At 33.0% G+C, this 19,495-nt stretch carries 16 protein-coding genes; 11 read left to right on the top strand and 5 right to left on the bottom strand.

All coding sequences use genetic code 11. From position 1 onward, the window contains the following. Positions 1–9 precede the first annotated feature (9 nt). Together AC2D8I_RS10740 and AC2D8I_RS10735 are read left to right on the top strand one after the other, a co-directional pair. Positions 10–2,022, top strand: coding sequence for a fumarate reductase/succinate dehydrogenase flavoprotein subunit (locus tag AC2D8I_RS10740; protein ID WP_484706009.1), 2,013 nt, complete (start codon positions 10–12; stop codon positions 2,020–2,022). 10 nt (positions 2,023–2,032) lie between these two features. Next, positions 2,033–2,779 carry a succinate dehydrogenase/fumarate reductase iron-sulfur subunit gene (locus AC2D8I_RS10735; RefSeq protein WP_484706008.1) on the top strand — a complete coding sequence of 249 codons (747 nt, stop codon included), beginning with the start codon at positions 2,033–2,035 and terminating at the stop codon, positions 2,777–2,779. Between the two features lie 107 nt (positions 2,780–2,886). Here the strand turns inward: AC2D8I_RS10735 and AC2D8I_RS10730 are convergent, their stop codons facing one another. After that, on the bottom strand, positions 2,887–3,693 hold the full coding sequence (locus AC2D8I_RS10730) for a THC0290_0291 family protein (RefSeq protein ID WP_484706042.1): 807 nt from the start codon (positions 3,691–3,693) through the stop codon (positions 2,887–2,889). Positions 3,694–3,913: 220 nt separating this feature from the next. Between AC2D8I_RS10730 and gdhA the strand changes: the two genes are divergently transcribed. The 5 genes from gdhA (at position 3,914) to AC2D8I_RS10705 (ending at position 11,395) form a co-directional block, all read left to right on the top strand. Then, positions 3,914–5,257, top strand: a complete 1,344-nt coding sequence (gdhA, locus tag AC2D8I_RS10725) for an NADP-specific glutamate dehydrogenase (protein WP_484706007.1) — start codon at positions 3,914–3,916, stop codon at positions 5,255–5,257. 114 nt (positions 5,258–5,371) lie between these two features. After that, complete coding sequence (gene porZ, locus AC2D8I_RS10720) at positions 5,372–7,729, top strand: type IX secretion system anionic LPS delivery protein PorZ (protein WP_484706006.1); 2,358 nt, start codon at positions 5,372–5,374, stop codon at positions 7,727–7,729. After that, on the top strand, positions 7,729–8,448 hold the full coding sequence (gene recO / locus AC2D8I_RS10715) for a DNA repair protein RecO (RefSeq protein WP_484706005.1): 720 nt from the start codon (positions 7,729–7,731) through the stop codon (positions 8,446–8,448). Before porZ ends, recO begins: the two co-directional genes overlap by 1 nt. Next, positions 8,432–10,861 (top strand): TonB-dependent receptor, encoded by a 2,430-nt coding sequence (locus tag AC2D8I_RS10710; protein WP_484706004.1) that lies wholly within the window; start codon positions 8,432–8,434, stop codon positions 10,859–10,861. Before recO ends, AC2D8I_RS10710 begins: the two co-directional genes overlap by 17 nt. A gap of 57 nt (positions 10,862–10,918) precedes the next feature. Then, complete coding sequence (locus AC2D8I_RS10705) at positions 10,919–11,395, top strand: regulatory protein RecX (protein ID WP_484706003.1); 477 nt, start codon at positions 10,919–10,921, stop codon at positions 11,393–11,395. A gap of 3 nt (positions 11,396–11,398) precedes the next feature. Here AC2D8I_RS10705 and AC2D8I_RS10700 read toward each other — a convergent pair whose 3' ends face one another. Both AC2D8I_RS10700 and bioB read right to left on the bottom strand, forming a co-directional pair. Beyond that, complete coding sequence (locus AC2D8I_RS10700) at positions 11,399–12,259, bottom strand: cupin-like domain-containing protein (protein ID WP_484706002.1); 861 nt, start codon at positions 12,257–12,259, stop codon at positions 11,399–11,401. Positions 12,260–12,331: 72 nt separating this feature from the next. Continuing rightward, positions 12,332–13,426: a biotin synthase BioB gene (bioB, locus tag AC2D8I_RS10695; protein ID WP_484706001.1), complete on the bottom strand. Its 1,095-nt coding sequence runs from the start codon at positions 13,424–13,426 to the stop codon at positions 12,332–12,334. Between the two features lie 213 nt (positions 13,427–13,639). Between bioB and AC2D8I_RS10690 the strand changes: the two genes are divergently transcribed. After that, positions 13,640–13,942: a hypothetical protein gene (locus AC2D8I_RS10690; RefSeq protein ID WP_484706000.1), complete on the top strand. Its 303-nt coding sequence runs from the start codon at positions 13,640–13,642 to the stop codon at positions 13,940–13,942. A gap of 182 nt (positions 13,943–14,124) precedes the next feature. Here the strand turns inward: AC2D8I_RS10690 and AC2D8I_RS10685 are convergent, their stop codons facing one another. Continuing rightward, positions 14,125–14,592: a CBS domain-containing protein gene (locus AC2D8I_RS10685; protein ID WP_484705999.1), complete on the bottom strand. Its 468-nt coding sequence runs from the start codon at positions 14,590–14,592 to the stop codon at positions 14,125–14,127. A gap of 258 nt (positions 14,593–14,850) precedes the next feature. On the opposite strand from AC2D8I_RS10685, the gene AC2D8I_RS10680 reads away from it, so the two are divergent. The 3 genes from AC2D8I_RS10680 to AC2D8I_RS10670 all read left to right on the top strand — a co-directional run bounded on the left by AC2D8I_RS10680 (position 14,851) and on the right by AC2D8I_RS10670 (position 18,060). Next, positions 14,851–15,555, top strand: a complete 705-nt coding sequence (locus tag AC2D8I_RS10680) for a tetratricopeptide repeat protein (protein WP_484705998.1) — start codon at positions 14,851–14,853, stop codon at positions 15,553–15,555. Positions 15,556–15,757: 202 nt separating this feature from the next. Then, positions 15,758–16,945, top strand: a complete 1,188-nt coding sequence (locus AC2D8I_RS10675; RefSeq protein ID WP_484705997.1) for a MalY/PatB family protein — start codon at positions 15,758–15,760, stop codon at positions 16,943–16,945. A gap of 71 nt (positions 16,946–17,016) precedes the next feature. Then, positions 17,017–18,060 carry an ArsO family NAD(P)H-dependent flavin-containing monooxygenase gene (locus tag AC2D8I_RS10670; RefSeq protein ID WP_484705996.1) on the top strand — a complete coding sequence of 348 codons (1,044 nt, stop codon included), beginning with the start codon at positions 17,017–17,019 and terminating at the stop codon, positions 18,058–18,060. Positions 18,061–18,156: 96 nt separating this feature from the next. Here AC2D8I_RS10670 and AC2D8I_RS10665 read toward each other — a convergent pair whose 3' ends face one another. Further along, entirely contained in the window at positions 18,157–19,296 is a 1,140-nt protein-coding gene (locus tag AC2D8I_RS10665) for a beta-ketoacyl synthase N-terminal-like domain-containing protein (protein ID WP_484705995.1), read from the bottom strand. Between the last annotated feature and the right edge of the window lie 199 nt (positions 19,297–19,495).

Here is a 19,495-nt window from a genome sequence, read left to right as displayed (position 1 = left end):
TAGAAATATATGGCTTTAGATTCAAAAATACCAAAAGGTCCAATAGCAGATAAATGGACTAATTATAAAAATAAAATTGATCTTGTAAATCCAGCAAACAAAAGAAATATAGATGTTATTGTTGTTGGGACAGGATTGGCAGGCGGTTCTGCCGCAGCTACATTAGCAGAATTAGGCTATAACGTGAAAGCCTTTTGCTTTCAAGATTCTCCTAGACGTGCACATTCTATTGCCGCGCAAGGCGGTATTAATGCTGCGAAAAATTATCAAGGAGATGGAGATTCTACTTATAGATTGTTTTACGATACTGTAAAAGGAGGAGATTACCGTTCGCGAGAAGCTAATGTGTATCGTTTGGCAGAAGTATCTGCTAATATTATCGATCAATGTGTCGCTCAAGGTGTTCCTTTTGCTCGTGAATATGGAGGACTATTAGATAACCGTTCCTTTGGAGGGGTTTTAGTTTCTAGGACATTTTATGCCGCTGGACAAACCGGTCAACAATTGTTGTTAGGGGCTTATTCTGCTATGAATCGCCAAATTGGTCGCGGTAAAATAAAAATGTATAACCGTCATGAAATGCTAGATGTTGTTAAGGTGGACGGCAAAGCGCGTGGTATTATAACGCGTAATTTAGTGACCGGAGAAATAGAAAGACATTCTGCACATGCTGTAGTTCTTGGAACTGGTGGTTATGGTAATGTATTCTTTTTATCGACCAATGCTATGGGCAGTAATGTAACAGCAGCATGGAAAGCTCATAAACGTGGGGCTTATTTTGCAAACCCATGTTATACGCAAATACATCCAACATGTATTCCTGTTTCTGGAGATCATCAATCTAAATTAACATTGATGTCTGAATCTCTTAGAAATGATGGTCGTATATGGGTGCCCAAAAATAAAAAAGATGTTGAGGCTATTCGTAATAAAACATTAAAGCCAATAGATATTGCAGAAGAGAATCGAGATTATTACTTAGAACGTCGTTATCCTGCATTTGGTAATCTAGTGCCTCGTGATGTTGCCTCTCGTGCAGCAAAAGAACGATGTGATGCTGGTTTTGGAGTAAATGCTACAGGTGAAGCCGTGTATTTAGATTTTGCTTCAGCAATACAACGTTATGGTAAAGAACAAGCTCAAATAAAACATTTGGATTTAAACGATGCTGCTTTAGTAAAAAAATTAGGGCAAGAAGTTGTTAAGAATAAATATGGAAATTTATTCCAGATGTATGAGAAAATTGTTGATGAAAATCCATACGAAACACCAATGATGATCTACCCTGCTGTACATTATACAATGGGTGGTGTTTGGGTCGATTATAATCTAATGACAACGGTTCCTGGCTTATATTGTATAGGAGAAGCTAATTTTTCAGATCATGGTGCAAATAGATTAGGTGCTTCAGCTTTAATGCAAGGTTTAGCCGATGGTTATTTTGTGTTGCCTTACACTATAGGGGATTACCTTTCTGATGATATCCGAACAGGGCCAATTTCTACTGAAACAAAGGAATTTGAAGATGCGGAGAAAGAAGTAAGAGCTAAAATTGATTTCTTTATAACTAATAAAGGATCGTATTCTGTAGATTATTTCCACAAAAAACTAGGTAAGATTATGTGGAATAAAGTAGGGATGTCTAGAAATGTAAAAGGGTTAACAGAAGCAATCCAGGAAATTAAAGCATTAAGAGAACAATTCTGGAAAGAAGTTAAAGTGCCAGGATCTAGTGACGAATTAAATGAAGAGTTAGCAAAAGCAGGGCGTGTAGCAGACTTTTTAGAGTTAGGCGAATTGTTCGCTAAAGATGCTTTAAATCGAGAAGAATCCTGTGGAGGGCACTTTAGAGAAGATTCTGTAGAATTAGATGGAGAGCAAAAAGGAGAGGCATTACGAAACGATAAAGAGTTTGCTTATGTTTCTGCTTGGGAATATAAAGGCGAACCAAGTGATGCTATTTTACACAAGGAAGAATTAGAGTTCAAGGACATTGAATTAAAACAAAGAAGTTATAAATAAAAGGAAGACTATGAATTTAACCTTAAAAATATGGCGTCAAAAAAACGCCAATGAAAAAGGAAAACTAGTGGATTATAAGATTAGTGATGTATCTCCAGATATGTCTTTCCTTGAAATGTTGGACGTATTGAACGAACAACTTATAAATAATGGGGATGAACCTGTTGCTTTTGATCATGATTGTCGAGAGGGAATTTGTGGTATGTGTTCTTTATATATTAATGGTGAAGCACATGGGCCAGATAGAAGAGTTACGACATGTCAATTACATATGCGTATGTTTAAAGATGGTGATACTATATTTATAGAGCCGTTTAGAGCTAAGGCATTTCCTGTAATTAAGGATTTAGTAGTCGATAGAAGCGCTTTCGATCGTGTACAGCATGCAGGAGGTTTTATATCTGTAAATACATCTGGGAATACTATTGATGCGAATGCAATACCTGTTAATAAGGAAGATGCAGATAAGGCATTTGAGGCTGCTACTTGTATTGGTTGCGGCGCATGTGTTGCTAGTTGTAAAAACTCTAGTGCAATGTTATTTGTAGGTGCAAAAGTATCTCAATTTGCGTTATTACCACAGGGTAAGGTCGAGGCGACAGACCGTGTAATGAATATGGTAAAACAGATGGATGAAGAAGGTTTCGGTAACTGTACAAATACAGGTGCTTGTGAAGTTGAATGCCCTAAAGGAATATCCTTAGAGAATATAGCAAGAATGAATCGTGAATACTTAAAAGCATCTTTAAAAGGCTAATTAGTTAGGCGAAAGAAATAATAAAACAAAAGGCGATAAAAATTAATTTTTATCGCCTTTTGTTTATTCAAATTCATGCAATTACGCTGTGTAAAGGCGTCTCTTTATTAATTTAAATAATATATATAGCCAAAATTAAACCAAACCAACCAATCGTTGTTTCTATTTGAAGAGGATTCGTGGTTTAATCCATCTACCCAATCACTAAAGTAATATTGAAACCTTAGGTTAAACATTATATCTGCTAGAGGCGCTATTTTGTATCTAACACCAACACTTGATACTATAGACCAGGTGTCCCCAGAGTCATCACTAACTGATCCGGCAGGCCAGCCAGAAAAGAAATTATCAGAATCATTTATATTACCAACAACATTATTACCCGTAGGTGATATATAAGCGGTGCTTACTTTAGGGCTAAAAGACGTGTAGTGTACTCCTAAACTTAAAAAAGGAGCAAATTTATAGCCGTATGCTTGAAAAGAGCGAATGCTAAGTGGGTAAAATTCTAATTCTGTACCGATGTCTATATTGTTAGCCTCTCCTGAGTGTGCTCTTAATCGATTAGAATCATCTGAAGTTTTTCCTTCTTCAACCCATTTTCCGAAATGGTTTAATTTGGTTTTATTCCATGATAATTCTGTTCTTAATTTGAAATGGTCATTAAAGTAGGTGTCTGTTGTGTAGCAGTTGCAATCCGCAGTATAGGCAAAATTCATATAATGAACCAACCCGATACCTATTCCCACGTTTCCTCTATCTGAAGAAAAATCATTCCGTTCACCAAAATCAGACTGAAATGCTATAGGTCCAGTAACAATACCGATTTCGTGGGAGAAGCCAGATTGAGAAAAAGCAGATTGAGAGGCAAAAAATAGTGAGAATAATAACGCTAATTGTTTTGCTTTAAGTATAGTATGGTTCAAAATTTTGAGGCTTATAATTAGGCAAATATATAAAAACCCGATTAACCAACAAATTTTATAGATAAAATGCAGTTGGCTGCACGTTTCTATTTTGGGATAAAGGGGCTAAATTTACTTTTGCGAATTTAAAAAAAATTAAACGTAATTTTTAAAGATAACGTATATTTGTAGTGAATAAGATATAACGTATTTGTAATTATACAAGCAAATGAAAAATAAAATAGAAGCATTTTTAGACCTTGTAAAAGAAAGAAATGGTAATGAGCCAGAGTTCTTACAAGCTGTGCATGAAGTAGCAGAAACTGTAATACCATTTATTGAAGAGAATCCTCAATATCAAAACAAGATGTTATTGGAGCGAATGGTTGAACCAGAACGAACAATAATTTTTAGAGTGCCTTGGATTGACGATAATGGGAATACGCAAGTCAATAGGGCTTTTAGAGTAGAGTTTAACTCTGCGATTGGGCCTTATAAAGGAGGATTACGATTCCATCCATCGGTAAACTTGAGTATCCTTAAGTTTTTAGGATTCGAACAAGTCTTTAAAAACAGCTTGACAACTTTACCTATGGGTGGAGGTAAAGGAGGTAGTGACTTTAACCCTAAAGGTAAAAGTGATAATGAAGTAATGCGTTTTTGCCAATCTTTTATGAGCGAGCTGTATAGACATATTGGCGCTAACACCGATGTTCCTGCTGGCGATATAGGAGTTGGTGGTCGTGAGATCGGGTATATGTTTGGGCAATATAAAAGATTAAGAAACGAATTTACAGGAGTTTTAACAGGTAAAGGTGCTTCTTATGGAGGGTCATTAATTAGACCTGAAGCAACAGGATACGGCTGTGTGTATTTTGCAAAGAATATGTTAGCAACAAAGAAGGATTCTTTTGAAGGAAAAACAGTTGTAATATCTGGATCTGGAAATGTAGCACAGTATGCTTGTGAAAAAGTAACAGAATTAGGCGGTAAAGTGGTAACCTTATCTGATTCTTCAGGATATATTTATGATAAAGATGGAATAGATGCTGATAAATTAGCCTTTGTTATGAATCTTAAAAATATTAAAAGAGGAAGAATCAATGAGTATGTAGCGGCATATCCTAATGCTGTCTTTTATAAAGGGGAAAGACCTTGGAGTGTTGATTGTGATGTTGCATTGCCTTGTGCAACTCAGAATGAATTAAACAAAGAAGAAGCGGAAGCTTTAGTTAAAAACAATGTTCTTGCTGTTGCGGAAGGAGCGAATATGCCAACAACCCCAGAAGCTATTGAGGTCTTGCAAAAAGCAAAAGTTTTATTTGCACCAGGAAAAGCATCTAATGCTGGTGGGGTTGCTACTTCTGGTTTAGAAATGAGTCAGAACTCATTAAGATACAATTGGACAAGAGAAGAGGTGGATGCTAAATTGCATCAAATTATGAACGATATTCACGAGTCTTGTATTGCTTATGGTACGCAAGACGATGGCAGTGTAGATTATGTAAAAGGTGCAAATATCGCAGGTTTTGTTAAAGTTGCAGATGCTATGCTTGCCCAAGGTGTGGTTTAATATACACTAAGATAATTTAAAAAAGCTTTCCAATATGGAGAGCTTTTTTAGTTTTTGTATATATTTTTGCAATTTAAGACGTTATTAGCTCAGTGTCCCATTTAAATTAAAGTTATGAAAATAAGACTCTTATTAATAATAGTATTTTTAGTACCAAAATTCTTCTACTCACAAGATTTTTCTGATTTATGGAAAGGACATTTTTCCTATCTGGATATTAGTGATGTATCTGAAGGGGGTACTAAAGTATATGGCGCTTCAGAAAATGCGATTTTTACCTATGATTTTCAAACTAAAGCTATAGAAAAACTATCGACTATACATGGTCTGTCAGGGGAAACTATTTCTGCTATCCAATATGTTGAAGAAAATGGACTATTACTTATAGGTTTTGAAAATGGCCTAATGCAAGTTTATATAGAATCGAGTGAGGAGTTTATCACTGTAGTTGATATTTTAGATAAACCAACAATTCCCCCCAATAATAAACGACTCAATCATTTTTATATTTATAACGGATTTGCATACATCTCTACAGGTTACGGCATTTCATTGTATGATATTAATGCTTTAGAATTTGGAGACACTTATTTTATAGGAGTTAATGGCGCTCAAATAAATGTTAATCAAGCAACGGTTTTAGACGATTATATTTACGTAGCGACATCTGCTGGAATTAGAAAAGCACTGGTTGGGAGTTCTAATTTAATTGATTATGAACAATGGCAACAAATAGATGCTGCAGACTGGATAGGTATAGAATCTATAAATGATAAAATTTATGTAGCAAGCTCAAACAAATCTGTTTATGAATTAATCGCTAATAATGTTGTGTTAAAGGCAACTTATACATATAATATTAAAGATTTTCGTAATGTAGCGGATAGGCTAATTGTTGTGACTCAAAAGGAAGTGTATTTGTATGATGTTATGACAGGTTTTGTTGTAGCATCATCCGTTGTGAATGTTCCCGAATTTAATACCGATTTTTCTTCAGCAACATTGAGTGTTAATAATGAGTTATTTATAGGCTCATTAGGGGATTTTGCAGTTGGGAGATCAGGATTCGGAATTTTAAAAACTTCGTTAGAAGATTCTTCTAATTTTGAAGAAGTTCATCCAGATTCCCCATTGTCTAATAAAGTGTTTTCTATAAAAGCATTTACTGAAAATTTATGGGCTACCTATGGAGATTATTCTGTTTCTTTCAATCCTTATCCACTAAAAAAAAGAGGAATTAGCCACTTGCGAGGCGAGAAATGGGTTAATATTCCCTATGATAGCGTTTTAGGAGCTATTAATTTAAATACGATTAATGTAAACCCATTAAATACTAATCAAATATTTATAAGTTCATTTTTTAGTGGGGTATTAGAAGTTAATAATGATATTCCTACGACCTTGTATGGGGAAGGGAATAGTACTTTTGTGGGGATTAATCAGCCAGCTGGCTTAGATATAAGAAATGCAGCATCTACAATAGATAGAAATGGTGTTTTGTGGGCTACCAATGCAAGAACTATAAATCTTTTAAAATCTTTTGATATAGCCTCTGGCGTATGGAAAAGTTATGATTTTAGCGCCATACTAGTTAATGAAAATAGTGAATTTGGTATTGATGATATGGATGTTAGCTCTGATGATATCAAGTGGTTAGGAGGTCTTCGGCTTGGAATTATTGGTTATGATAGTACTAACAATCAATTGAAATATATTAATGGAGAAGAAAATAATATGCCATCAGGGGCAGTTAAAGCTGTTTGCGTTGATAAAAGTAATGCGGTCTGGATAGGAACAATTGCAGGATTAAGAGTAATATATAATACCTCTGAGTTTTTTAGTAATCCTAATTTTAGAGCTTCAGAGATTATTACTTTAGATAATGGAGAGGCTAGTGAACTTTTATTTCAGCAATACATTACAGATATAGAGGTCGATGGGGCAAATAATAAATGGGTAGGAACCTTAGCTACTGGATTGTATTATTTTTCAGAAGATGGGCAAGAAACCATATATCATTTTACAAAAGACAACTCTCCACTACCAACAAATGAAATAACAGACGTTTCTTTAGATGAGGCTAATGGAGTAGTTTATGTCGCGACAAATAAGGGAATGGTCTCTTTTAAATCAGGCACCTCTAGCGCTGGTGAAACGCTTAATGATGTTTACGTTTATCCAAACCCAGTAAGACCTACATTTAATATAATAGAAGATAAAGTTAAAATTAAAGGGCTAACAGATAATGTGAATATTAAAATTACAGACATTGAAGGCAACCTTGTAACAGAGGCTGAGTCTAGAACGAACCCTAGATTTAGAGGTTATAATCTTGAAATAGATGGTGGTACAGCATTATGGAATGGGAAAAATCTAGCTAACAGAGTGGTGGCATCTGGCGTATATCTAGTTCTAATATCTGATTTAGATTCTTTAGAAACGAAAGTGTTAAAAGTAATGGTTGTTAGGTAATGTTTATTACAACTAAAGCTATAGTGCTTTCTAAAATAAGATATAGAGATAATGATATAATAGTAAAATGTTATACGCAAGAGAATGGTATTGTAAGCTTTTTATTAAAAGGCGCTTATAAAGCTAAAAAAGGCGTTTCTAAAATTGCTTATTTTCAATTGTTGTCACAATTACAGTTGGTTATCGATTATAAAGAAAAGCGTTCACTTCAATATATAAAAGAGGTTAAGAATAACTATTTATATGGTAGTTTACACACCAATATTTTAAAAAGTGCTATCGTCATGTTCTTAGCAGAAATCCTGTCTATAGCTCTTCAAGAAGAAGAACAAAATGATTCGCTTTATAGTTTCTTGGAAACTACTTTACTATGGTTAGATGCTAATAATCATTTTGCAAATTTTCATTTACTTTTTTTATTAGACTTATCTAAATATCTTGGTTTTTATCCAGATACAGAGAACATAGATGCGCCTTATTTTAATTTGAAATCAGGAGCGTTTGAACTCTTAAATGATACTAAGTATTCTGTTTTAGGAGAGAATTTAACATTGTTAAAAACACTGTTAGGCACAACATTTGATGATTTAGAAAAAGTGAAGATGAACTCAAAACGAAGACAGTCCTTTTTAAGTTTAATTTTACTTTATTTTGAGTTACATTTGGGCAGTTTTAAAAACCCTAAATCTCTACAAATATTCAATGAAGTTTTTAATTAATAATAAAACGTGTTTTTTTAGTCTTTGGTTGTGTTTGTTTACAGTGATATTAGTGCAAGCTCAAACTATTAAAATTGTAAATAAAATAACTAAAGAGCCTGTAGTTGGTGTTGCAATATTTAATAATGAGCAATCAAAAAGTGTTGTTAGCGATATTGAAGGAAATGCAATTATTGATGTTTTTAGCCCTAAAGAGCGTATTTATTTTCAACATATTTCCTATCAATTAAAAATAATTACTAAATCTAAAATAAATAAGGAGCTTGTTTATTTAGATTTAACTACTCAAGGTTTAAACGAAGTTGTTATTTCTGCATCCAAATTTGAAGAAAATAAACGAGACATTCCTAAAAAAATACTAAGTGTAAATGCTAAAAGTATAGCGTTTGCAAACCCTCAAACTAGTGCCGATTTATTAGAATCGACAGGTCAAGTTTTTATTCAAAAAAGCCAATTAGGTGGTGGAAGTCCCATTATTAGAGGTTTTTCAACAAATAGACTTTTAATAACTGTAGATGGTGTAAGAATGAATAATGCTATATTTAGAGGCGGTAATCTTCAAAATGTGATATCTGTCGACCCCTTTTCTGTTCAGAATACTGAAGTTATACTTGGTGCAAGCTCAGTTATTTATGGTAGTGATGCAATTGGTGGTGTTATGAGTTTTTATACACAACCTGCTCAATTATCGTACTCAGATTCGACTTATCTAAAAACTAAAAGCGTCTTGAGATATGCTACTGCAAATGAAGAAAAAACAGCACATTTAGATTTTAATTATGGGCTTAAGAAATGGGCTTTTTTAAGTAGTGTAAGTTATACCTCATTCAATGATTTAAGGATGGGAAAAAACGGGCCTGAAGAATATTTGAGACCAGAATTTGTAGTGACTAATAATGGAGCGGATAGTATTGTGAAAAATAATGATCCATTAATTCAAAAAGAATCGGGTTACAATCAAATTAACCTAATGCAAAAAGTGCGCTATGAACCTCAAGAAAATCTTAGTTTCGATTTAGGGGTGTTTTATACAGCAACATCAGATACACCGAGGTACGATAGGTTAATTCTGTACAAGGATGATGTTTTGAAATCCGCAGAGTGGTATTATGGGCCACAGAAATGGTTTATGGTTAATTTAAATGTGACAAAATTAAGTAGTAATTCTAATTTGTATGATAAAATAAAAGTAACTACAGCTTATCAAAATTTTAAGGAGAGTAGGATTAATAGAAATTTCCAATCTGAAAATCGAGCAAATAGAAAAGAAATGGTTGATGCCTTTTCATTCAATCTTGACCTAGAAAAAGCACTTAGTTTAAAGACTAAATTGTTTTATGGATTAGAATTTGTTTATAATTATGTTACGTCTCAAGGGCGTGAGCAGAATATTATTACTGGTGCATCTAATGATTTAGTAACGCGATACCCTAATGGATCCACATGGGAATCTACAGCAGTTTATACTAATATAAAATATAAACCAAATCCCAAATTAATTTTTCAATCAGGATTACGTTTTAATACGGTTCATTCTAAATCTGATTTCACCGAGAACAATAGGTTCTTAAACTTGCCTTTTGAGACTTCAAATAATAGTTCAGGAGCCTTAACGGGAACTGCTGGGCTTAGTTGGTTGCCAAATAAAGTACTACAATGGAGGTTGAATTTTTCTACGGCGTTTAGAGCTCCAAATATTGATGATATAGGTAAGGTTTTCGATTCAGAGCCAGGAGCTGTTGTTGTTCCTAATGAAGATCTAAAGCATGAATATGCTTATGGAGGAGAATTAGGAATGCTTTTAAATTTTAATGATAAGATTGTTCTCGATACAGCAACATATTATACTTATTTAAACAATGCATTAGTGAGAAGGGATGGTAGTTTAAATGGTGAAACTAGTATCATTTATGATGGTGAGTTGAGTAGCATTCAATCAATCCAAAATGCATCTGAATCTAGAATTTATGGCTTAGAATTAGGAATGAAAATTAATTTTTCAAAAGCCCTAAAGCTCACATCTCAATATAATATTATTGGCGGAACAGAGAATGATCAAGGCATTGACGTGCCTGTGAGACATATAACTCCTAATTTTGGAAACACACATTTAATATTTGAAAGCAATAGGTTTAAAACAGATGCTTATATTAATTATAGTGAGGCGTTATCGTTTTATCAATTATCTCCTGTTGAAATAGAAAAAGCATATATCTACGCTATAGATGAAAATGGAAACCCTTACTCTCCGTCTTGGCATACTTTTAATTTGAGAACGCAATACCAGCTTAACGAATATGCATCATTAACTGCAAGTGTAGAAAATATTACAGACCAACGTTACAGAACCTATTCTTCAGGAATAGTAGCACCGGGGCGGAATTTAATATTATCAATAAAATATAGTCTTTAAAATAGGTTATCTGCTTTTCATTTACAAAGCTTAAGGACATTCGAAAAAAACAATGTAATGCATTTAAATAGTAAGACGTATACGGTGCAAGAAGCAACAAGGAAATTAGAACGTTACTGTGTTTATCAAGAGCGTTGCCACAAAGAGGTAAATGATAAATTGAAAGGTATGAATATGATACCAGAAGCAATTAATGTTATAATCGTTCATCTTTTGGAGCATAATTTTTTAAATGAAGAAAGATTTGCAAAAGCTTATGTTCGCGGTAAGTTTAGTACTAAGAAATGGGGGAAAAGAAGATTAACAATAGAACTTAAAAAGAGAGCAATTTCTAATGCTAATTTAAAAATAGCCTTAAATGAGATCGCTGATACAGATTATATAAAGACTTTCAATAGGTTGGCTGAGAAAAAGGCGAATACAATACTAGAAGGTGATTTACAAAAGAAAAGAAAAAAGCTTATGGACTATCTATTGTACAGAGGGTGGGAGTCTCATTTGGTCTATGATAAGGCAAATGAATTAATTAAGTAAGACTCAAGATCTTTTATTTGTTCTAATAATGGCTTGTTTATTTTTCCAATCAATCCATCTTTGCCCTCCTATACGGCGCATAATGTTATCTATGTTTCTCATAATTAAAATATTATAAACGGCTTTGCTTAATGTTTTGGGATGCCTAGCAATAGCGCGAAGACTCATTGAAAAACCAGGAGTTATATATTTTATATAATGCCAATAACCTTCGGGAATGTATAATACTTCTCCATGGTTTAATTTACAGGTCCAACCTTTGGTCTGTTTTAAGGCTGGCCATTTTTTAAAATCGGGATTTGAAAAATCAATATCTTCACGCACAATTAAAGAATGTGGTATTTTATAGAGGTATTTACTTTGGTTTTGATCAAATAGAATACATTGTTTTTGACCTTCAAAATGAAAATGGAAGATGTTTGCTAAATCTATATCATAATGCATAAAGGTATGCGAATCCCTTCCTCCAAAAAATAACATTGGCAGGCTTTTCATTAAGCGCAACCCAAAGTCTGGAAATGAAAAGTCGTTTTGAAGCCTTGGGATCTCTTTTAATATATTCCAAAGAAAAATACGATACTTAGTAGGTTCTCTTTTTAATAAGTCAACATACGCGCTCATTTTCATTGTAGTATGTGGTTCGTTAAAAGCATCATTAAAATTTACAGGCCTATCATCATATAGGGGGACAATTTTGTCCCCCGCAATAGCTTTCATATATTCTAGATCCCATTTGGAATAGGCTGGCCAATCTTCTATACATTGCTCTATCACCACAGGTTTTTGTGGCTTGAAATAATGTGTTATAAAATCCTTTTTATTTAAGTTTTTAACACGCGGGATATCTTGAAGGTTTAGTTTCAAAAGATAAAAATTTAGCGTATAAAATTAAAAAAACGCAACGAATTTAAAAAAACACCCCTTCTTTTTTGAATTCTATTTAACAGTCTTGGCTTTTTGTTTTGCCTCTTCGTTTCTTTGTATAGTATGTTCTGGTCTTGTCCATTTTGGTTTCTCTCCAAGGGATTGGAATTCCGAATCTGATGCTTCTACTGTTTGTGGCTGAGTTTTTTTTGTAAATGGTTTTTGCGGGTTTAAACCAAGGAGTTCAAACATTTTCATATCCTCATTCACATCAGGATTTGGAGTTGTTAAAAGCTTGTCTCCTGCAAAAATAGAGTTGGCTCCAGCAAAGAAGCACATGGCTTGTCCCTCTCGACTCATTTGAGTACGACCAGCACTTAAACGGACTTGTGTTTCTGGCATCACAATACGTGTGGTAGCTACCATACGAACCATTTCCCAAATAGAAACAGGTTTTTGCTCCTCTAGGGGTGTGCCTTCAACTGCTACAAGTGCATTTATCGGTGTCGATTCTGGTTGTGGATCTAAAGTAGATAGTGCGACTAGCATACCTGCTCGATCTTCTATTTTTTCTCCCATTCCGATAATTCCACCAGAACAAACGGTTACATTTGTTTTACGTACATTGTCTATAGTATTTAAGCGATCCTCATAACCACGAGTGGAAATGACTTCTTTGTAATATTCTTCGGAAGAATCTAAATTGTGATTGTAAGCATATAAACCTGCTTCTGCTAAGCGCTGTGCCTGATTTTCAGTAATCATACCTAATGTACAACAGACTTCCATGTCTAATTTGTTAATGGTGCGAACCATTTCCAAAACCTGATCAAATTCCTCACCATCTTTAACATTACGCCATGCAGCGCCCATACACACGCGTGAACTTCCTGATGATTTTGCACGTAAGGCTTGTGCTTTTACTTGTTGTACGTTCATTAGGTCATTGCCTTCTATGTCTGTGTGGTAACGAGCAGCTTGTGGGCAATACCCGCAATCTTCTGGGCAACCCCCTGTTTTAATAGATAATAGTGTGCTTACTTGAACAGTATTTGGATCATGATGTAAACGATGTATTGTCGCTGCTTCATATAATAGATCCATTAAAGGCTTATTGTAAATATCAAGAATTTGTTCCTTAGTCCAGTCGTGTCTTATCTCGTTCATAAAAGAAATGTTATTTGAAGCAAAAATAACTATAAGGATTTAGATAAGATATTTAAAATGTGAAAATTTATATATAAACAAAATTTAATAAAGTCTTGATTTTTAACAAGCTATAGTAAGTGGTTTTTTTTGAGGTTGTTTTTTAAAAAAACCACCTTAATGTTTTGCGTTAAAAAGTGTAGTTTTGGCGAAATTATTAAATCAATTATTTAAATGAAAAAAGTATTAGGATTATCTGTTGCTGTATTGTTTTTAGCAACAAGTTGTGGAACTGTAGGAGTAGTATCAACACCTTCAAATTATGTTTCTGCAGGAAAAGACGTTAGTGTTGTTAAGAAGAAAACTAACATTCTTGGATTAACAGCAATGGATGCTCAAAAAGAAGCTACATCTGGATTAAAAGAATTAGAGAAAAAATGTTCTCAAGGTGTAACAAATGTAACGACTACTGTGTCTGTAAAATCACTTTTGATTCTAGGATTTGAAAAATTAGAAATATCAGGAAATTGTAAATAATTTCTTAATTATTCAAGAAGTGGCTTTAACATTTGTTTTAGCCATTTTTTGTTTTTATTGAGTCTTAAAAAACTAATATTCTGTAAGGGCTTTAAAGCGTTTTACTATATGTTATAAATAGGAGAATAGAAGATATGCTTTACCTAGTATTCATTTAACATTGTTAAATAAATTGAGAATCGTTATTTCCAACTATGACCTTTTAGCTTCATTGCTGCTTTTAAGATATCTTTTTGACTTATTAGCCCAATTAATTTTCCACCTTCAACGATAGGAAAACGGCGTCGTTTGGAATTAAGAAATTTACTTGCAGCATCAAAAATATTCAAATTTCTATCTATAGTTTCAACATTAGTAACCATAAATTTTTTAATGCTATCTCTATCTATTGGCATATTGTAATAACGACAATCACTTATTTGTTTAATGCAATCACCTTCGGAAATAATCCCTATTAACTCGTTATTTTCATTAACAACAGGGCCTCCAGAAATACGATTATTAATTAAAATGTCTATAACCTCTATAACCGATTGGTCTGGGTTAAATGTTATTAGATCTCTGGTCATATAATCACTAACTTTTAGTGGTATATTGTCTGTTGTTTGCTGCTGTCCTTTTCTGGCTCCTTGAAAACTTTTTATACCCATAACTCTGTATTTTATACTTCAATTTAAAGTTACTCATTTTTAATGACTTGACCTAAATGCTAAATTGAATCTCTTTCTTAAATTTATTGAGTGTTACTAAATAGTAGTGCATGCCAAAATCAAAAATAATTTGAAGCTAAATTTGTATGCTTTGAGTAATACGATACTAATTAAGCAGCTTTTTGTTATTTAATTAGTATTGTTTTATGAGTTTTACTGCATATTTTTTATAGTTTTGAATGATTATAAAAAAAACAAATGAAACAACTAGTATTAGTAGCGCTTTTAACAAGTGGATATTTGGTGAACGCTCAGAGTGATTCTGAATTAGAAAAACATTATCAAGCGTATTATAAGCAAATGAAATCGCAAGGCGATGCTCAAGGGGTAATAAATGCGTTAACGCACTTAAATGTTTTATCGCCTTCCCAAGCGAGAAGAGATACTTTGGCTTATATTTATTTAAATGAAGGGAGACATTTACAGGCGTTAAATACTATAGGTATTGATGTTGATCCCTCTAATTCGGATCTGGGATTAGAAGTTAAAGCTGTTTCCTTAAAAGCTTTAAGAAAACCTAAATTAGCAATTCCGCATTTTGAAGCTTTGTATAAGCGTAATTCCAACCCTATTGTCGCTTATGAATTAGCAGAATTGTATTTACAACTTAATGATATTGCAGAGGCAAAAAAGTATGCTATTTCTGGTATTTCTAATGTTAAAGATGATACAATGATGTCTTTTTATGAGACACAACAACCTTATCAAGTGCCGCTAAAAGCTGCATTTATATATTTAAACGCTTTAATAAAATTTAATGAAGATAAAGCCGCTAACCTTGATGTTGCAGTTTTAATATTAGATGATGCTTTAAAATTAGCTCCTAATTTTAATTTGGCTCAAATAAGTAAAAATGCAATACTGTCTCTAAAAACAAAGCCTGAAGGTGAACAAAAAGAATAACGGTTAGTATAAATAATGATTGTTTAAAAGCTTTTACTCTAATTTGGTAAAAGCTTTTTTTATGTGATAAACTATAAAAAAAAATATAAGAGTTGTTCGTTTTTTATAGAAATATTCTTTGAGTCACAGTAAAGTAGGATAAGTTTGCAAAAAAAACTTTAAAAAGTTGTATCTTTTGATATAAGGATAAAGACTTCAATATATGAACAAAAGCAAGAGTACTATGTTTTTTTTTGATGACATTCATACGGTAGAGAATAATTTTATAAAGCTAAATCCAGAAACCTTAATAAATTTATTTGGAACCAAAGCTGTTACTTCATTATGGCTTGCAGATATGGATTTTACTGTAGCCGAGCCAATTACTAAAGAAATAAAGCGTATTGCCGATAGAGCTATTTACGCTTATGAATTTGAAACGGATACGGTATATGATGCCATAATCGGGTGGAATGAAAGAAGGCACCAATTAGCGCTTTGTAAGTCTAATTTTTTACAAGTTCCCGGAGTGTTATCTGCGATTTCTATTATTATACAGGAATTAACCTGTTCTAATGATGGTGTACTCATACAAACTCCGGTATACCATCAATTTGCTCAAATTATTAAAAAAAATAACAGGCGAGTTGTGAAAAATCCATTACAAATTAAAGACGGCGTCTATCAAATGGATTTTGATGATTTAGAGCAAAAATTAAAAGAGGATAATGTGAAAATGATTCTATTATGTAATCCTCACAATCCTGTAGGGAGGGTATGGAAGCGGGTTGAGCTTGAAAGGTTATTAAAATTAGCAAAACACTATAATGTTAAAATAGTAAGTGATGAAATTCATTCGGATATAATTTATAAAACACATTGCTTTAATAGTATTTTGTCTCTTGAAGCGTCTGAGCATATTGCTTTATTGGGGTCGCCTGCAAAAACTTTTGGGATGCAAAGCATATCTAGTGGTTATATTTATACTTTAGATAATAGCATTAAAAATAAATTAAATCATAAAATAGAATCCTTATTCTTACAGCATGGTAATGCGCTAAGTAATTATGCCACAATTGCCGCTTATACTTATGGCGATGATTGGCTTGATGGTTTGTTGTTATATTTAGATAAAACAATTTCTTGGATACGAGAATTTATAAAGGAAGAAATACCAGAGATAAATATTATTTGTCCCGAAGGGACCTATCAGGTTTGGCTAGATTTTAGAAAGTTAAATTTAACTAAACCTGAATTAGAGGACTTAATTATCAATAAAGCAAAACTTGGATTGGCTATGGGAACTTGGTTTGGAAGCGAAGGTTTTGGTTTCGCTAGAATGAATATAGCTTCTCCTAAACTAAAAATAGAAGGCGCATTTAAAAATTTAAAAATAGCGATAAAAGGTTAGTTTTATTGAGCTATGAATGATGTTATTTAATAAATATAAACAAATAGTAAGTTTTTATAAAGTAGATAAATATGAAAACATATGATGTTATTATAATTGGAGGAGGACAAGCAGGATTGTCGCTTGCTTTTTTTTTAAAAAGAAGCTCGTTAAGCTATCTTATTTTAGATAATCAAAACGAAGCCGGTGGGGCTTGGTTAAAAACTTGGGATAGTTTAAAATTATTTTCTCCAACAGAATACAGTTCCTTATCAGGCTGGGCAATGCCAAAAAGTAAAGCAGAATATCCAACGAAAGGTGAGTTTTTGAGTTATCTAGACGCTTATGAAAAACGTTATGGTTTCCCCGTTTTAAGAGCAACACAAGTAATTAAAGTAGTTAAAGAAAATAACCTTTTTAAAATAGAAACCAATCAAGGTATTTTTTATGCTAAAGCACTGATAAGTGCTACGGGAACTTCTAGTAAACCATTTATACCTCAAAATTATAATAATCAAGATTTTAAAGGCGATCAAATACATTCTGTAGATTATAAGAATTCAAATGCGTATAAAGGAAAAAAAGTACTCATAATTGGAGGCGGTAATTCTGGTGCACAAATTTTAGCAGAAGTATCTAAGTTTGCTCAAACTAAATGGGTGACTTTAGAGGCTCCCGTTTTTTTACCTGATGATGTAGATGGGCGCTATTTATTTAATGAGGCGAATGATTTTTTTTTAAATAATCCACAAACCCGTGAAGCACAAAAAACATCACTCTCTAATATTGTTATGATTAACACAGTAAAAGAAGCGAGAACAAGAGGGGTTTTAAGTGCCGTGAGACCATTTAAATCTTTTTATAGTGATGGTGTTGTTTGGGGAAATGATAGTAAAGAAAAATTTGATGCTGTGATATGGTGTACGGGATTTAGAGCAAATCTTGATCATTTACAATCGTTGAATGTGATTGAAAATAATTATATTAAAACGAATAATACACGTGCTTTAAAAGAACCTAACCTTTGGCTTGTTGGTTATGGTAACTGGACTGGATTTGCATCAGCAACAATTTACGGTGTTGGTAAAACGGCGCGTGAAACAATAAAGGAAGTGGTGTTAGCTCTTGAAAAATAAAGAGACCTAATTTTGTTAAAGAAGTGGTGTTTAAAAAAAATAGAGATGTTACGGTTTCTGCTTTATTTTTTTGTAAAACGTATTGGGTTTTAGGTTTTATTTAGAGAGTAAAATACTAACTGCATTTCCTCCAAAACCTACCGCATTTACTAAAATGTTTTGTAGTTTTTTAGGAGGTTTTTCATTTAAATAAGGGGTTGGAATAAAGGTTTGGTGTTGTAATATTAAAACAGCCATTTCAATACTTAACATCCCTGAAGCACCTAAAGTATGTCCCAGTTTCCATTTATTGGTCGTTAATGCTGGTGTATTGTTGCTAAAAACAGCATGTATTGCATTTATTTCTGAGCGATCTCCTTTAATTGTACCAGGTGTGTGTGTTATAATAACGTCTATATCTTCAGGAGTAATAGTGCCTAAGGCCATAGTCATCGATTTTATAAAGCAATCTCCATTCGTAGATAGTGAGACATTGTGTTTTAAGGGTTCTGTAGCATAGCCTATACCTTTTATAATAGCAAGTGCATTTGCTGTAATGCCAGGTTCCAAACAAGCCATAGCTGCTCCTTCACCTAAAACCATAGTGTTTTGGAGTTTTTTTAAATCTAAAGCACGACAAGGGTAGTCTGTTTTGTGTTTAGCATAGATTTTTAAAGCTTGCATTTGTGCAATAGTAAAAGGCGTTAATGCTGCTTCACTACCTCCAACCAAAAAGGTCTCGCATAAACCAGATTGTATCCAGGCGATCCCGTTTAGTAAGGCATGTAGTGCCGTAGAGCATGTTATCGAATGAGAAATCTCTGGTCCTTCTGTTTGTAAATCGTTAGCCACCCAAGAAGAAATATTTCCTAATGTTGTTGTTGGTGAACTTAATGTATCCGCTTTGTTTCTGCTTAAAAAATTAGTGTAATAGGTCTCAAATAACTGTGTAGCACCACGGGAGGATCCAATGTTTATTCCAAAGTTTTTTGAGGTTTTCCAATTTGCTTTTTCTATAGCCTTTCTTGCTGAATAAATAGCATAAAGCACAGCATTATCCAAAGCCTTGAATTTTATGTCTGAAGCTTTTAGGTTTGCAATTTCAGTTTTTGAACCTTGAGATAATTCTGAAATGAATTGACCTTCTCTTAAAGTTATAAAATGCGAATGATTCTTATAAGAATTCCACGTTTCGTTTGTAGAGTTCCCTAGAGGAGAAATAGATGAAATGGCTGTTATGGAAATTGGTTTTAGCACTAGAATAAATTTTGAAGCAAAAATACGAGTTCTCCGTATTTTCTAAATTAATAATACTGTTATTTAACTTGAAAATGTAACAAAATGAGTTTTATAGTTACCTATACTCTGTAAAATACTAATCTAAATCATTTTTTTTGCCTTATTAGAAAACAGAGATAAAGAAATAGCACCTTATAAAATTAAAAATGAAGCCATA

Source organism: Lacinutrix sp. YIN62, assembly GCF_057219185.1.
This window is presented reverse-complemented; position numbering and strand designations above follow the sequence as displayed.